The organism is Streptomyces sp. OR43, assembly GCF_008042275.1.
GTDB lineage: Bacteria > Actinomycetota > Actinomycetes > Streptomycetales > Streptomycetaceae > Streptomyces.
This window is the reverse complement of record NZ_RDBK01000043.1, coordinates 4186360-4200349: the sequence shown is the minus strand read 5'-3', so window position 1 is coordinate 4200349 and position 13990 is coordinate 4186360. Positions and strand designations below refer to the sequence as shown.

The following is a 13990-nucleotide window of genomic DNA, read 5'->3' as shown; positions in this document are numbered from 1 at the left end:
AGCGGGACCCCTCAGCCCGCCCTGAGGACGTCGTCCCCGGCCGCCCCCGTCAGCGCCTCCAGCACGGGGGCGATCAGCGGATGGGCCTCCGCGCCCCGCCGCACCGCCGCGAAGACCCGGCGGGTGGGCGCGCTGCCCTGCACCGGGCGGACCACCACACCGGCCAGGGCCACCCCGCGCAGCGCGGAACGCGGGACCAGGGCCACTCCGGCGCCGGCGCCGGCGAGTGCGACCACCGCGTGGAAGTCGTCCGAGGAGTGTTCGAGGTTCGGTGCGAAACCGGCGTACTCGCAGGCCAGGACGACCACGTCGTGACACGGGTTGCCGGGGTAGGGGCCGATCCACGCGTCCTTCGCCAGGTCGGCGACGGCCACCTGCTCCTGGCCGGCCAGCCGGTGCCCCACCGGGAGCACCGCGTCGAACGGTTCCGAGTACAGCGGTACGCGGGTGAGCCGCCGGTCGTCCTCGCCCGGTGCGCCGCGGTACTCGACGGCGACCGCCACATCGACCTGCCGGTCCAGCACCATGGGCACGCTCGCGTCGCCCTCCGCGTCCTGGACCCGGACCTTGATGCCGGGCGCGGTCCTGTTCAGGGCGGCGATCGCGGGGGCGAGGACCAGGCCGATGCCCGTGGCGAACGCGGCGACGGTGACCGTACCGGCGTCACCGGCGTCGTACGCGGCCAGTTCCGCCTCCGCCCGTTCCAGCTGGGCCAGCACCGCGTTGGCGTGGGTCAGCAGGATCTCCCCGGCGGGGGTGAGCCGGGCGCCGCGGGCGTTCCGCTCGACCAGCCGGTGGCCGGTCTCCTGCTCCAGTGCGGCGAGTTGCTGGGAGACGGCGGACGGGGTCAGATACAGCGCGGCGGCCGCGGCCGTCACCGTGCGGTGGTCCGCCACCGCACGCAGGATGCGCAGCCGCCGTGCATCGATCATGTGCCCTATTGTCCCAGGTCGCGGGGGCGTCCGGGACGCCCCCGTCGCCCTACTCCCCCAGCGCGGCCCGGGCGTCGACGAAGGCGTCCACGGCACGGTTCACGTCCGCCGTGGAGTGCGCGGCGGAGAGCTGGACGCGGATGCGGGCCGCGCCCTGCGGGACGACCGGGTACGAGAACCCGATCACGTACACACCGCGCTCCAGGAGCAGCTCCGCCATCCGGCCTGCCTTCGCCGCGTCCCCGATCATCACGGGGGCGATGGCGTGGTCGCCGGGCAGGACGTCGAAGCCTTCCTCGGTCATCCGGGTACGGAAGAGCGCGGTGTTGGCGTTGAGCTGCTCGCGCAGGTCGCCGGCGGACTCCAGCAGGTCGATGACCTTCAGGGAGGCCGCCGCGATGACGGGGGCGAGCGAGTTGGAGAAGAGGTACGGGCGCGAGCGCTGGCGCAGCAGCGCCACGATCTCGGCACGGGCGGCCACATAGCCGCCGGACGCGCCGCCGAGCGCCTTGCCGAGGGTGCCGGTGATGATGTCGACGCGGTCCATCACGTCGTGCAGTTCGGGCGTTCCGCGCCCGCCGGAGCCGACGAAGCCGACGGCGTGCGAGTCGTCGACCATGACCATGGCGTCGTAGCGCTCGGCGAGGTCGCAGATCTCGCGCAGCGGGGCGACGTACCCGTCCATGGAGAAGACGCCGTCGGTGACGACGAGACGGCGGCGGGCCCCGGACGCCTCCTTGAGCTGCTGTTCCAGGTCGGCCATGTCGCGGTTGGCGTAGCGGAAACGCCTGGCCTTGCACAGCCGGATGCCGTCGATGATCGAGGCGTGGTTGAGGGCGTCGGAGATGACCGCGTCCTCCGGGCCGAGGACGGTCTCGAAGACTCCGCCGTTGGCGTCGAAGCAGGAGGAGTAGAGGATCGTGTCCTCCTGGCCCAGGAAGGAGGAGAGCCGCTGCTCCAGCTCCTTGTGGACCTCCTGGGTGCCGCAGATGAAGCGGACGGACGCCATGCCGTAGCCCCAGCGGTCCAGCGCCTCGTGCGCGGCGGCGATCACGTCGGGGTGGTCGGCGAGACCCAGGTAGTTGTTGGCGCAGAAGTTCAGCACCTCGCCGGGGCGGCCGCCCGCGGTGACGGCCACGGTCGCGGACTGCGGGGTGCCGATGACGCGCTCGGGCTTGTGCAGCCCGGCGGCCTCGATCTCCTGGAGAGTGGTGCGCAGATCGTCGCGTACGGAGTCGAACATGCGGGATTCCTTAAGGGTGTCGAAAGGTCGGGCGATCCGGTCTCAGACGGTCCAGTCGAGGATGACCTTGCCGCCGAGTCCGCTCGCCGCGTCGTCGAAGGCCGCCTCGAAGTCGCGGTAGCCGTACCGGCCGGTGATCACGGGGGCGAGGTCGAGGCCGCCCTCCAGCAGGACGGACATGGCGTACCAGGTCTCGTACATCTCTCGGCCGTAGATGCCCTTGACCGTGATCATGGAGGTGACGATGCGGGACCAGTCGACGGCGAACTCCTCGGACGGCAGCCCGAGCATCGCGATGCGGCCGCCATGTGTCATGTTAGCGATCATGTCGCGCATCGCCTCGGGGCGGCCGGACATCTCCAGGCCGATGTCGAAGCCCTCGCGCAGCCCGAGCTCCCGCTGGCCATCGGCGATGGTCTGCTCGCCGACGTTGAGGGCGAGGCTGACACCGACCTTGCGGGCGAGCTCCAGGCGGGCCTCGCTGACGTCGGTGATCATGACGTTGCGGGCGCCGGCGTGCTGGGCGACGGCGGCGGCCATGATGCCGATCGGTCCGGCGCCGGTGATCAGTACGTCCTCGCCGACCAGCGGGAACGACAGCGCGGTGTGCACGGCGTTGCCGAACGGGTCGAAGATCGCGGCGATGTCCAGGTCGACGGGGACCCGGTGGACCCACACGTTGGACGCGGGCAGCGCGACGTACTCGGCGAAGGCCCCGTCGCGTCCGACGCCCAGTCCCAGCGTGGAGCGGCAGAGGTGGCGGCGTCCCGCCAGACAGTTGCGGCACTTGCCGCAGACCAGGTGGCCCTCGCCGCTGACCAGGTCACCGACGGCGATGTCGACGACGTCGGAGCCGATCGCGGCGACCTCTCCGACGAACTCGTGGCCGAGGACGAGCGGGGTCCTGATCGCGTTCTGCGCCCAGCCGTCGTAGTTACGGATGTGCAGGTCGGTGCCGCAGATGCCGGTGCGGAGCACCTTGATCAGCACGTCCGAGGGGCCGGTCTCCGGCTCGGGCACATCCATCAGCCAGAGTCCCGGCTCGGCCTTCTGCTTCACGAGTGCCTTCACGGCTGCGGCTCCCTGTACCTGGTGCGGCGTTGATGTCCCCGGGCCGGGGGCATGCCGAAGGAAGCCTGCGGCCCGGGGAAGTATGAGAGGGACTGCGTGGCAGCGCGTTCGACCGGCTGCCGCGCACCATCCTCCGCCGTCACGGAGCAATCTGCCGTACCCCGCGCCCCAGGTCCATCGAGGTTTTCTTAAGCGCGCCCGCAGCTTGGCTTCACGCCCCGCCGTACGGGCGTGAGGTCCGCCTGCTCCGTTCGGCGGACGGGACGGGGCCGAAGCGGCCCGGCCGCGGCCCGGTGCCGCCCCTCACCCTGACCCGGATGCCCCCGCCGCTCCCCGGCCGCGCGCAGACCGGCGAACCGGGGACCGAAGGCCGCCGCCGGCAACCGGGCCGCCCTGATCTCCGCCGCCCGGGAGATCTACGCCTCGCAGGGTCTGGACGCCCCGCTCTGCGGGATCGCCCGCCGGGCCGGCGTCGGTCTCCAGGACCGCGGCCGCGATGGCGTGCCGGTCGGAGAACGTGCGCCAGATCGAACGGGCGGCCGGCGAAGGCACCGCCCTCGCCGGCGTCCTGGGCGTGCTCATCTGGCATCTCCGTCCGGCCGGCGGCCTTCATCAGCCTCCTGCCGCCGACGAGGCGAGCGGCGGCCACCCGCACACCCGTATGTCCGCCCGGGACCCGCACGACCGGGTCGAACGGGCCCTGCGGCTGTGCCTGCCGGAGGGCCATCGGCTGGGGCGAACCCGGACGCTCATCCGCACGGCGCCACCGCCTTCCACGCACTCCTGGGCCGCCGGCGGAAGGAGTCCTGGACGGGGTGCTCACCCGGTAGGGCGCGTCGTCACCCCTTCCGCAGGAACTCCCGCAGATGCCGTACGAGTTCTGCCGGCCGGTCCTCCGGGATCAGGGTGTAGCTGTCCGCGATCTCCACCAGTTGGCCCTGGGGCAGCATGTCGGCCAGCCGGCGACCGTGTTCCGGCGGCATGACCCGGTCCTCCGCGGCCCAGGCGACGAGCGCCGGCCGGTCGAAGGTGCGCAGCGCTTCGGCCCAGCGCAGGAGCTCGGCCTTCGGCGGCACGCCCAGCACGTATTTCCGAAGGTCGCGCCGAATCTCCGGCGAGGTCCACAACGGCCGGAACCAGGCGTCCATCACCGCGGCCGGTACCGGCCGCTTGCTCATCCGGCCCCAGGTCATCGGCAGCCGCCGCATCGGCCCCAGCTTCAACAGGGTGAAGGCCGCGTTCAGGCCGCCGGGCATCCTGGCGGAGGCGTACAGGTTGTTGCCGGGCAGGCCGGGCGGGAAGTTGTCGAACGCCTCGCAGGAGGTGATGACCAGCTTGCCGATCCGCTGGTCCCGGCCGTCCGCGACCAGGGCCTGCGCGCCGCCCCAGTCGTTCATGACCAGGGTGACATCGGTGAGGCCGAGAGCTTCGAGCAACTCCGCGACCAGCCGCGCCACGCGGAGGACCGAAAGGTCGGCGTCGGGCCTCATCGGCCGCCGGTGACCGCCGAGCGGCAGCGTCGGCACGATGCAGCGATGGCCGTCCCGCAGATCCGCGACGACGTGCCGCCACAGCGAGCCGTCCATCGCCACACCGTGGAGCAGGACCACGACCGGCCCGCTCCCGCCGGTGTCCTCGAACTCCACGACACCTGCGGAAAGCTCCAACTCGGGCATGTGGTGCTCCTCTTCGGTGGATCCTCCAGCCGCCGCTCCACCGTACTCAGCAGCGGGGAGGGACGCTTCGGCTCACACCGACGCGGCGGGTCCCAGGAAGCGGAGCCGCCCCTTGTCGACCCGGTGGAGCAGGATGCCCGTCGCCTGGTCCACCCCGTGCGTGGTGCCGGCGAAGAAGAGCTGCCGGGTCATGCCCCGGTAGCTGCTACGGAAGATCCGCGCGGCAACCCCGACGCGCGGGGCGTCGGCGGCGCTGGTGGTGCGGCCGGCCTGCGCGATCAGCCCCACGGCGTCGTACGTCTCGGCCGCCCAGGTGGCGGGCGCCGCCCCGAACCGTTTGCGGTGCGCGGCGGTGAACGCCATGGCGGAGGACAGGGCCGACGGGTCGGTGTACGCCTCGGCGAAGACCCAGCCCTCGGCGGCCTCGCCCGCGTCCCGGAGGAAGGCCGGGCTGAGCACGGGACCGGTCGACAGGCCGGTGCCGGTGAAGCCGGCGGCGGCCAGGTCCTTGGCGCAGCGGGCACCCCGGGCTGCCGACGATCCGGCGTAGACGACCGCCCCTGCTCCGGCGGCGACCACGGCCCGGGCGGCCGGCACGAAACTTCGGGCGGTGGCCGTCACGCTGTGCACGGTGTACGTGGCCCCGTCGGCGTTCGGCAGCCGGCTCCTGACCGCCCAGCTGCTCTGCGGGTCCGCGGGGTCCTCGATGACGACGACCCGGCCGGCCGGCCGGACCCGGGACAGGTAGTAGTTCAGTCCGATGGCCAGCACCTCGTCGAACGGCCGCAGCAGGCACAGGGACTTGGTTTCCACCCACTCGGCCGTGGTGGCACCGGCCGCGACGACGACCTGGGCGAGCCCCGCCTTCTCGTAGCGGCTGACCACCGTCCCCTCCGCGACCTCCCCCGTGGGACCGATGACCGCGAGCACCCGGGGATCGGCGGCGATCCGGTCGGCGACGTCGAGGGCGCGTTCGGCGTCGCCCGCGTCGTCCTCGGTGCGGAGCGAGAGCGTGAACGCCTTGTCCGTACGGGCGTTGTGGTCGTCGATCGCCAGCCGGGCACCGCGCTCGTGGGCGAGGCCGACGGCTTTCCCCGGTCCGGTCAGGTCCGCGTGCAGGGCGATCCGGTAGGCGGGAAGAGTGCGGGGCGCCGTTCCCGTGCCGCCGCGCCGGGTGGCGGCCACCCAGGCGGCCGTCGCCCCGCCGGCGAGGAGCACGGCTCCGGCGGCCCCCGCGGTGAGCACCGTCCGCCGGGTCGGGCGCGGCGGCCCGGAGTCCTGGACGACCGTGGGCGGTTCGGGGTCGGGGAGGGCCAGTGCGGCGGCGGAGCGGGCGGCGACCGCGGCGGCGAGGCCCGGTACCTCCCAGTCGGCACCGCTCCCGGCGAGTTCCCGCGCGACCGCCCGGGCGCCCGGCCGGTCCGCCGGGTCCTTGGCCAGGCAGGCCGTGATCAGGGGCAGCAGCGCGGCCGGCACCCCTTCCAGGTCCGGCGCCTCGTGCACCGTACGGAAGAGCACTCCGGCCGGGGTGCCCCGGCCGAACGGGGGCCGCCCGGTCGCCGCGTACACGAGCACGCAGCCCAGGGAGAACACGTCGCAGCCCGGCCCGAGCGGCCCGGCCGAAGCCTGTTCGGGGGCCAGGTAGCCGGGCGTGCCGATCACCGAGTCGGTGGCGGTGAGCGCGGTGGCGCCCTCGTGGCGGGCGATGCCGAAGTCGATGAGCCGGGGGCCGTCCAGCGCGAGGAGCACGTTGCCGGGCTTGACGTCGCGGTGCAGGAGGCCCGCGTCGTGCACGGCGGTGAGCGCTTCGGCCAGGCGGGAGCCGAGCGCCCGGACCGTGGGCGTGGGCAACGCCCCCTGATCCTCCACGACTTCGCCCAGTGAGGGGCCGGGCACGAACGCGGTGGCGAGCCAGGGCTCCGGGGCCTCGGTGTCCGCCCCGGTCACCGGGACCACCCATGGCCCGGTGATCCGTGCCGCCGCCTCGGCCTCGCGACGGAACCGGGCCCGGAATCCGGGGTCCGCGGCGTGCTCGGAGCGGATCACCTTCACGGCGGCGAGCGTGCCGCCGGAGGAGCGGCCCAGGTAGACGACGCCCATGCCGCCCGCGCCGAGCCGGACGAGGGTGCGGTACGCGCCGATGGTGCGCGGGTCGTCCGAGGTGAGCGGGTGCATGCCGGATCAGGCCGTGGCCTTCGGCGCGGCGCCGAGGTGGACGTAGCGCCCGTTCCGCACACCGTAGAGGTAGGCGTCGTCGCCCTGGATCCGGTGGTCCTCGTCGAAGGTGTACGTGCGGGAGACGCCCTTGTACGTGGATGCGGCGATCTTCGCGACGAGTGCGCTGCGCGACGGGCGCTTGGGTCCGGCCGTGGTTTCGACGCCGAGAGCGGTGACGGCGGCGATCACCATCGCGGCGGCGTCGTACGCCTCGGCGGCCCAGTGCGCGGGCGCGGTGCCGAAGGCGGTGCGGTGGGCCGCGGCGAACTTCTTGGCCGCGGGCGCCGCCGGGTCGATGTAGGGCGCGGTGAACTCCCAGCGTTCGGCGGCCGGCCCGGCGTCCTTGAGGAAGCGCGCGTCCATGGCCGTGTGCATGGCCATCCGGGGGCCCTTGAACGCCGTGGCCGCGAGCGCGCGTGCGGTGCGGGCGGCGCCGGCCGCGTCACCGGCGTAGAGGAAGGCGTCGCTGTCGTGCGCGAGCATGTCCTCGACCACGGGTGCCAGGTCCTGTGTGCCGGCCGGGATCACACGGGGATAGGTGGTTCCGGTGGTGATCTGGCCCGTCGCCATATTGGTGAGGTAGCCAAGCTGATAGGCGGACTGGCCGCCGACCCGGTCGAGCAGCACCCCGAGCCGTTCGACATCGGGCCGCAGCACCAGTCGTCTGATGATCGGCTGGGCCAGCACGGCGTCGGCCGGGGCCGCCTGGAAGAAGGACTTCCTGGACCGGGCGGCATAGGTGAGCTGGAGCGAGGACACGGAGATGAGCGGCAGCATCGCCTCGTCGTACGCGCCGAGTACCGCCTCCGTGGCGGCGTCACCGGTCGGGCCGACGACGGCCAGCACGTCCTGGTCGCGGGCGAACCGCTCGGCGGCCTGCGCCGCGCGTGTGGTGTCACCCCCGTCGTCGATGGTCTTGACGGTGAGCGTGAAGGGCTTGCCCTTACGGGCGTTGAACTGCTCGACGGCCAGCCGCACCCCGCGTTCCTGAGCCTGTCCCGCGGCCTTCCGCGGACCCGAGAGATCGGCCTGGACGCCGATGGTCCAGGCCCGCTCGCCGGACTGGGCGGCGGAGCCGTCCGTGTCGTCGGTCAGCCATTCCCGTACGGCGAATCCGCCACCGGCCGCGACCACGAGGCCGGCACCGGCGAACAGCAGTGCCTGGCGCCGCCCCGGTCCGGGCTGCGGTGTGCTCCCGGCGACCGTCGGGTCGATGCCGGGCAGCTCCAGCATGGCGGCGGACCGGTCCGCGATCAGTGCCACGACCTCCGGGGGCAGCCAGTCGACGGTGCCGTGGGGCGCGTCCTCCGTGATCCGCGTGTCGAGGTCCGCCGCCGTGGGCCGCGCAGCGGGGTCCTTGGCCAGCATCTCGGCGAGCAGGGCGTGGAGTTCACGATCGCCGGCCCCCGCGAGGTCGGGCTCGTCGTGGACGGTGCGGTAGAGCAGCGCGTCGACGGCCCCGCTGCCGAACGGGGGGCGCCCGGTCGCGGCGTACGCCAGGAGGCAGCCGAGGGAGAAGACGTCGCTCGCGGGTCCGGCCTCCGTGCCGCCCCCGGTGGCCTGTTCCGGGGAGAGGAAGCCCGGGGTGCCGACGACGAGGTCGGTGGCGGTGAGCGCGGTGGCGTCGGCGGCCCGCGCGATGCCGAAGTCGATCAGGCGCGGCCCGTCGACGGTGAGCAGCACGTTGCCGGGCTTGACGTCGCGGTGGACCAGTCCTGCCGTGTGTACGGCGGTCAGGGCGCGGGCCAACAGGCGGCCGAGCACCCGGACGCTGCGGGGCGGCAGGGGCCCGCACCGGGCGACGGCTTCGGACAGCGCGGGTCCGGGCACGAACGCGGTGGCCAGCCAGGGCTGTTCGCCCTCCGTGTCGGCGCCGGTGACCGGCACGGCCCAGGGACTGTCCACGCGCCGGGCGGCCTCGGCCTCACGCCGGAAGCGGGTCCGGAAATCGTCGTGGGCGGCGCACTCGGGCAGGATGACCTTGATCGCGGCGAGGGCCCCGGCGTCCGTGCGGCCGAGGTAGACGACTCCCATGCCGCCGGCGCCGAGCCGCCCGAGCAGCCGGTGTCCGCCGATCCGTGGGGGGTCGGAGGGGCGCAGCTTCTCCATCACGCTCTCCGCTCTCTCAGCTCTGCTTCTCGACTGCGGCCCCGAGCCGCAGCAGCATCGTGGCGTGGGCCTGGTTCGCCAGCGCGTCGACCTCCTGCTCGCTCCGGCCCTCGGCTCCCTTGCCCGTCACGGCGACGGTGAACTGGAGGCTCTGCGACAGGTACCAGGAGTACGGGTAGGGACCGCCGCCGAGTTCCTCGTTCCGGTACTCCCCGGACTCGAGCAGGAAGTCCTCGGCGCTGTCCATGACGCCCTTCTGCCGCCCCAGCGAGGACGCGATCATCGACCCGATCACCTCGCCCTGCCGCAGTTGCTGGGTGGGGCACCGCATCGTCTCCTCCACGGATTCGGCCATCTCCCAGCGGGCGTCGTCGCGGGTGCGGTGGACGGTGACGACGGCGGCGAGCCGCATCGGCCCCTTGCCGTCCGCTGCCGGCACCTCGAAGGAGCGGCTCAGGGTGGCGAGGACGCTGCTCGCCGGCTTCTCCTGCCGCCAGACGCAATCGGTGCCGAGGACGGGCCAGGTGGCCGGATCGCTCTCGTACGGGCTCCGCTTGACCACGCCGGGGCCGAAGGCGGCGGGTTCCGCGATGACCCGGCCGATGAGGTCGAGCGCTTCCTTACGGGTGGTCGGCAGTCCGGCCGGGTCCACGTCGATGCCGCCGGAGTCCTCGGGTCTCGCGCTCGGCTCCGCCGTCACGCTGCCGGTGGCGGAGGCGCTCGCCCTCTCCCCGCCAGGAGTTCCACCGCTGCCGGAACAGGCCACCAGTACCAGTGGAGCCAGCACGAGCACTCCGTATCCGCGTATCGCCCTTGCGCGCACCACGACCGACCACCCCGTCTCCCCCGAAGGCCGCCCCGATCCTATGATCGCGGACCGCTCAGTGGCAGGAGGCGTCAAAACTGTTGCGTCATCCGGACGTTGAGGCGCCAGCACCCCGCCGCCGATTGACATGAACAGGTCTTGACCACTGGCGTAACGGCTCCCTAAGGTGAGCGGGCATCAGACGTCTGCTGTCCGTTTTCAGAATATGGAGTCGATCCATGACCGGAAGACGTACCCTGCTCCTCTCCGCCCTGTCGCTACCGCTGGCATCTCTGCTGACCGCGGCCCCCACCACAGCAGCACAGGGCGCCGCACAGGCCGCCGCACAGTCCTTCTACGTCGACTGCGGCGCCGCCGCCGCGGGCGACGGAACCCAGGCCGCACCCTGGAACGCACTGGCCCCGGTGAACTCCCACACCTTCCAGCCGGGCGACTCGATCCTCCTCAGGCGCGGTTCGACCTGTACGGGCCAGTCGCTGTCCCCCAAGGGATCGGGCGCGGCCGGAGCGCCGGCCGTGGTCGACGCGTACGGCACGGGCGCCAAGCCCGCACTGGCCGGCGCCGGCCAGGTCACCGACGTCGTACGCCTCGCGGACCAGCAGTACTGGGAGATCCGCAACCTGGACGTCTCCAACAAGGGCGCCGCCGCGGCGACCCGGCGCGGTGTCCACGTCACCAGGACCGACTCCGGCACCGGCACCTACTACCGGCTCACGGGTCTCGACATCCATGACGTCAACGGGAACCAGACCAAGAAGGACGACGACGCCAGCGCCGGCATCTTCTTCGAGGTCCTGGGCAACACGACGCCCACGAAGTTCGACGACGTCGTCATCAGCGGCAACACGGTGCGGACCGTGGACCGTTACGGGATCCACTTCTGGACCCGGTGGATGCAGCGTCCCGAGCTCGCCAACGCCAACTGCGGTACGACCTGCGGGGCATGGACGCCCCAGACCCGGGTCGTCATCCGCGGGAACACCGTCACCGACATCGGCGGTGACGCGATCGTGCCGCATCACACCGCGGGGGCGCTCGTCGAGTACAACAAGGTCGACGGCTTCCGCGAGCGCGAGCCCGCGCACTGCGCGGCCGGCATCTGGGGGTGGAACACCCTGGACACGCTGTACCAGTTCAACGAGGTCAGCGGCGGCAAGAGCACCTGCGACGGGCAGGGGCTCGACCTCGACGAGGGCAACATCCGCACCATTTACCAGTACAACTACAGCCATGACAACGAGGGTGGCTTCATCCTCCTGTGCAACGGCGGCGGGTCGACGACCGCCGACAACATCGTCCGGTACAACATCAGCCAGAACGACGGCGGCCAGCTCTTCGACATGGTCTGCGCCAAGACGACCAACACGCAGATCCACAACAACACCTTCTACCTCTCGAAGCCGGTCGAGGTCATCAGCAACTCGAACGGTTCGACGGCGGAGAACGCCACGTTCACCAACAACATCTTCCACGTGGCGACGGCCGACGCGAGTTACGTCAACGCCGCCGGGCTCGGCTACAACGCGAACGTCTTCTACGGCACCCACCCGGCCGGCGAGCCGGCCGACGCCAACAAGGTGACGACGGACCCGAAGCTGACGGCCCCCGGCTCGGCCACCTCCCGCACGGACGCCGACGGCTACCGGCTGCAGGCGGGTTCCTCCGCCCTGGCCAACGGCGCGGTCGTGGCGAACGCGGGCGCACGCGACTACTTCGGCGGCCCGGTCGCGGCCGGCTGCGTGCCCGACCGCGGCGCGCACCAGTCGTCCACCACCTGCGTCAAGCCGACGGTTCCGACGGCCGGGATCAACCGGATCTCCGCCGGCAACCAGGCCATCGACGTACCGGCGCACTCCACGGTCCAGGGCACCCAGCTGGTCGGCTGGACCTGGAACGGCGGCGACAACCAGAAGTGGAACGTCACGGCCAACACCGACGGCACGTACACCCTGAAGAACGTCACGAGCGGCCTGTGCGCCGAGGTCTACCAGAACTCCAAGACGGCAGGGGCCGCCATCGACCAGTGGGCGTGCAGCGGCGACGCGAACCAGCGCTGGACGGCCGCTCCCGCGACCGGGGGCTACAAGCTGACGAGCAAGTCCAGCGGACTGCTGCTCACCGCGGCCTCCACCACGAACGGGGCGCTGCTCACCCAGCAGGCGCCCTCCACCACCGCGGTCCAGACCTGGGCCTTCACCAAGCTGTCCTGACGGGACCGCGGTACACAGGGGCGGGGCCGGGTGCCGAAAGGTCCCCGGCCCCGTTCGCGTCACCGCCGTCCGGCCCCGTTCGCCCCGCCGGCACCGGGGCCCGCTCGCGTCACCGCCGCCCTGATCAGTCCCGCGGCCAGGGACGCCCGTCGAGGCGCTCGATGTCGCGGTTGAGGCGGGCGAGGCTGTCGGCGAGCTGCGCCGCCTCCTGCGGGGTCCACTCGGCCAGGACGCGCTGCAGGCCGTCCCGGTTCTCGGCGCGGTCCTTGTCCAGCCGGTGCTCGCCCTCGGCCGTGATCGCGAACTTCCGGGCGATCCCGCCGTCCGGGTCGGGGATGCGCTCGACGACTCCGACCCGGAGCATCGCCGCGGTCTGCCGGTTCAGCGTGGAGGTGTCGAGACCGAAGGCGTCCCGGAGCTGCCCGATGGACATCGGGCCTTGGGCCCGGATGCGGCTGAGGAGGATGTAGGCACTCCGGTCGAGCCGCCCGCCGCCTCGCGAGGTCAGCAGACTCATATGCCGCCCGAGCAGCATCGTCTCGAACTCGATACGGTCCACAGGCATGTCCACGCGAGGCTTCCTTCGACTGCCGGGCTCGCCTCCCCGCAGGGCGGGCGACCTCTTTTGTACATATATACCACAGGTGTGCAGCATGCACTTGCTGTGCATCATGCACTTTTAGTGTGCCGTGCATACCTGAATGCATCGCGCACCCCGTCATGGCCAGGCGGCACGACAGGAGTACCCGTGAACCAGACCCGGCCCACAGCCCGCTCCGGCGGAGTTGTCGGCCTCACCGCCGTCCTCGCCGCCCTCGTCCCCGTACGGAAATCGACGGAGCCGGGCCCGGCCGCCGCGGAGCCCGCGGTCGCCGCGGCGAAGGTCTGACATGGCCGAAAAGGTTTGAGCAGCGCCTCACCACCCGAAACGGTTGTCCTGTCCTCCCGGCGGGGGGACAACCTGCAATTGCCTCGAACCGCCCCCCGCCCCGGCCGTAGACTCGCCGGATGGCGAAGTATTTCGACGTACACCCCGAAAATCCCCAGCGGCGCACCATCACCAACGTGGCCGAAAGCATCCGCTCCGGGTCACTCGTCGCGTATCCGACGGACTCCTGCTACGCCCTCGGGTGTCAGCTCGGCAGCCGTGACGGCATCTCCCGCATCCGCGCGATCCGCAACCTCGACGACCGTCATCACTTCACGCTCATGTGCCAGAACTTCGCCCAGCTCGGGCAGTTCGTACAGATCGACAACGACGTGTTCCGCGCCATCAAGGCCGCGACGCCCGGCCAGTACACCTTCATCCTTCCGGCGACGAAGGAGGTGCCGCGCCAGCTGCTGCACCCGAAGAAGAAGACCGTCGGCGTCCGCATCCCCGACCACGCCGTCGTCCAGGCGCTGCTGGAGGAACTCGGCGAGCCGCTGCTCTCCAGCACGCTGCTCCTGCCCGACGAGGAGGAGCCGATGACCCAGGGCTGGGAGATCAAGGAGCGCCTGGACCACGAGGTGGACGTCGTCGTCGACTCGGGCGACTGCGGCACCGAGCCGACCACCGTCATCGACTTCTCCAGCGGCGAGCTGGAGATCGTACGACGCGGAGCGGGCGACCCCTCCCGCTTCGAGTAGAGACCCTGCGCGCGGGCCGGGTCCACGTTCCCGGCCCGCCGGGCCCGATTCCCTGCCAGCCTCAACACCGGAGGACC

Annotated in this window: 11 protein-coding genes; 3 read left to right on the top strand and 8 right to left on the bottom strand. The window is 72.2% G+C overall.

The window, feature by feature from the left end; translation table 11 throughout:
- Positions 1-11: 11 nt before the first annotated feature.
- The 7 genes from EAO72_RS37980 to EAO72_RS37950 form a co-directional block, all read right to left on the bottom strand.
- Positions 12-932: a LysR family transcriptional regulator gene (locus EAO72_RS37980; protein ID WP_148021537.1), complete on the bottom strand. Its 921-nt coding sequence runs from the start codon at positions 930-932 to the stop codon at positions 12-14.
- 49 nt (positions 933-981) lie between these two features.
- Positions 982-2175, bottom strand: coding sequence for a glycine C-acetyltransferase (locus tag EAO72_RS37975; protein WP_148021536.1), 1194 nt, complete (start codon positions 2173-2175; stop codon positions 982-984).
- 42 nt (positions 2176-2217) lie between these two features.
- Positions 2218-3246, bottom strand: coding sequence for an L-threonine 3-dehydrogenase (gene tdh / locus EAO72_RS37970; RefSeq protein ID WP_148021535.1), 1029 nt, complete (start codon positions 3244-3246; stop codon positions 2218-2220).
- Positions 3247-4085: 839 nt separating this feature from the next.
- Positions 4086-4922, bottom strand: coding sequence for an alpha/beta fold hydrolase (locus tag EAO72_RS37965; protein ID WP_148021534.1), 837 nt, complete (start codon positions 4920-4922; stop codon positions 4086-4088).
- 72 nt (positions 4923-4994) lie between these two features.
- A complete protein-coding gene (locus EAO72_RS37960; protein ID WP_148021533.1) occupies positions 4995-7097 on the bottom strand; it encodes a bifunctional serine/threonine-protein kinase/ABC transporter substrate-binding protein in 2103 nt (700 codons plus the stop codon).
- Positions 7098-7103: 6 nt separating this feature from the next.
- The gene (locus EAO72_RS37955; RefSeq protein ID WP_148021532.1) at positions 7104-9248 is read right to left on the bottom strand and encodes a bifunctional serine/threonine-protein kinase/ABC transporter substrate-binding protein; all 2145 of its coding nucleotides are present in this window, start codon (positions 9246-9248) and stop codon (positions 7104-7106) included.
- Between the two features lie 16 nt (positions 9249-9264).
- The gene (locus EAO72_RS37950; RefSeq protein WP_315986329.1) at positions 9265-10035 is read right to left on the bottom strand and encodes a hypothetical protein; all 771 of its coding nucleotides are present in this window, start codon (positions 10033-10035) and stop codon (positions 9265-9267) included.
- Between the two features lie 257 nt (positions 10036-10292).
- Here EAO72_RS37950 and EAO72_RS37945 point away from each other — a divergent pair, with 257 nt between their 5' ends.
- The gene (locus tag EAO72_RS37945; protein ID WP_148021531.1) at positions 10293-12284 is read left to right on the top strand and encodes an RICIN domain-containing protein; all 1992 of its coding nucleotides are present in this window, start codon (positions 10293-10295) and stop codon (positions 12282-12284) included.
- Positions 12285-12408: 124 nt separating this feature from the next.
- Here the strand turns inward: EAO72_RS37945 and EAO72_RS37940 are convergent, their stop codons facing one another.
- The gene (locus EAO72_RS37940; protein WP_148021530.1) at positions 12409-12855 is read right to left on the bottom strand and encodes a MarR family winged helix-turn-helix transcriptional regulator; all 447 of its coding nucleotides are present in this window, start codon (positions 12853-12855) and stop codon (positions 12409-12411) included.
- A 177-nt stretch (positions 12856-13032) separates the two neighbouring features.
- On the opposite strand from EAO72_RS37940, the gene EAO72_RS42330 reads away from it, so the two are divergent.
- On the top strand, positions 13033-13173 hold the full coding sequence (locus EAO72_RS42330) for a hypothetical protein (protein WP_187285344.1): 141 nt from the start codon (positions 13033-13035) through the stop codon (positions 13171-13173).
- 119 nt (positions 13174-13292) lie between these two features.
- A complete protein-coding gene (locus EAO72_RS37935; protein ID WP_148021529.1) occupies positions 13293-13913 on the top strand; it encodes an L-threonylcarbamoyladenylate synthase in 621 nt (206 codons plus the stop codon).
- Positions 13914-13990: the final 77 nt, after the last annotated feature.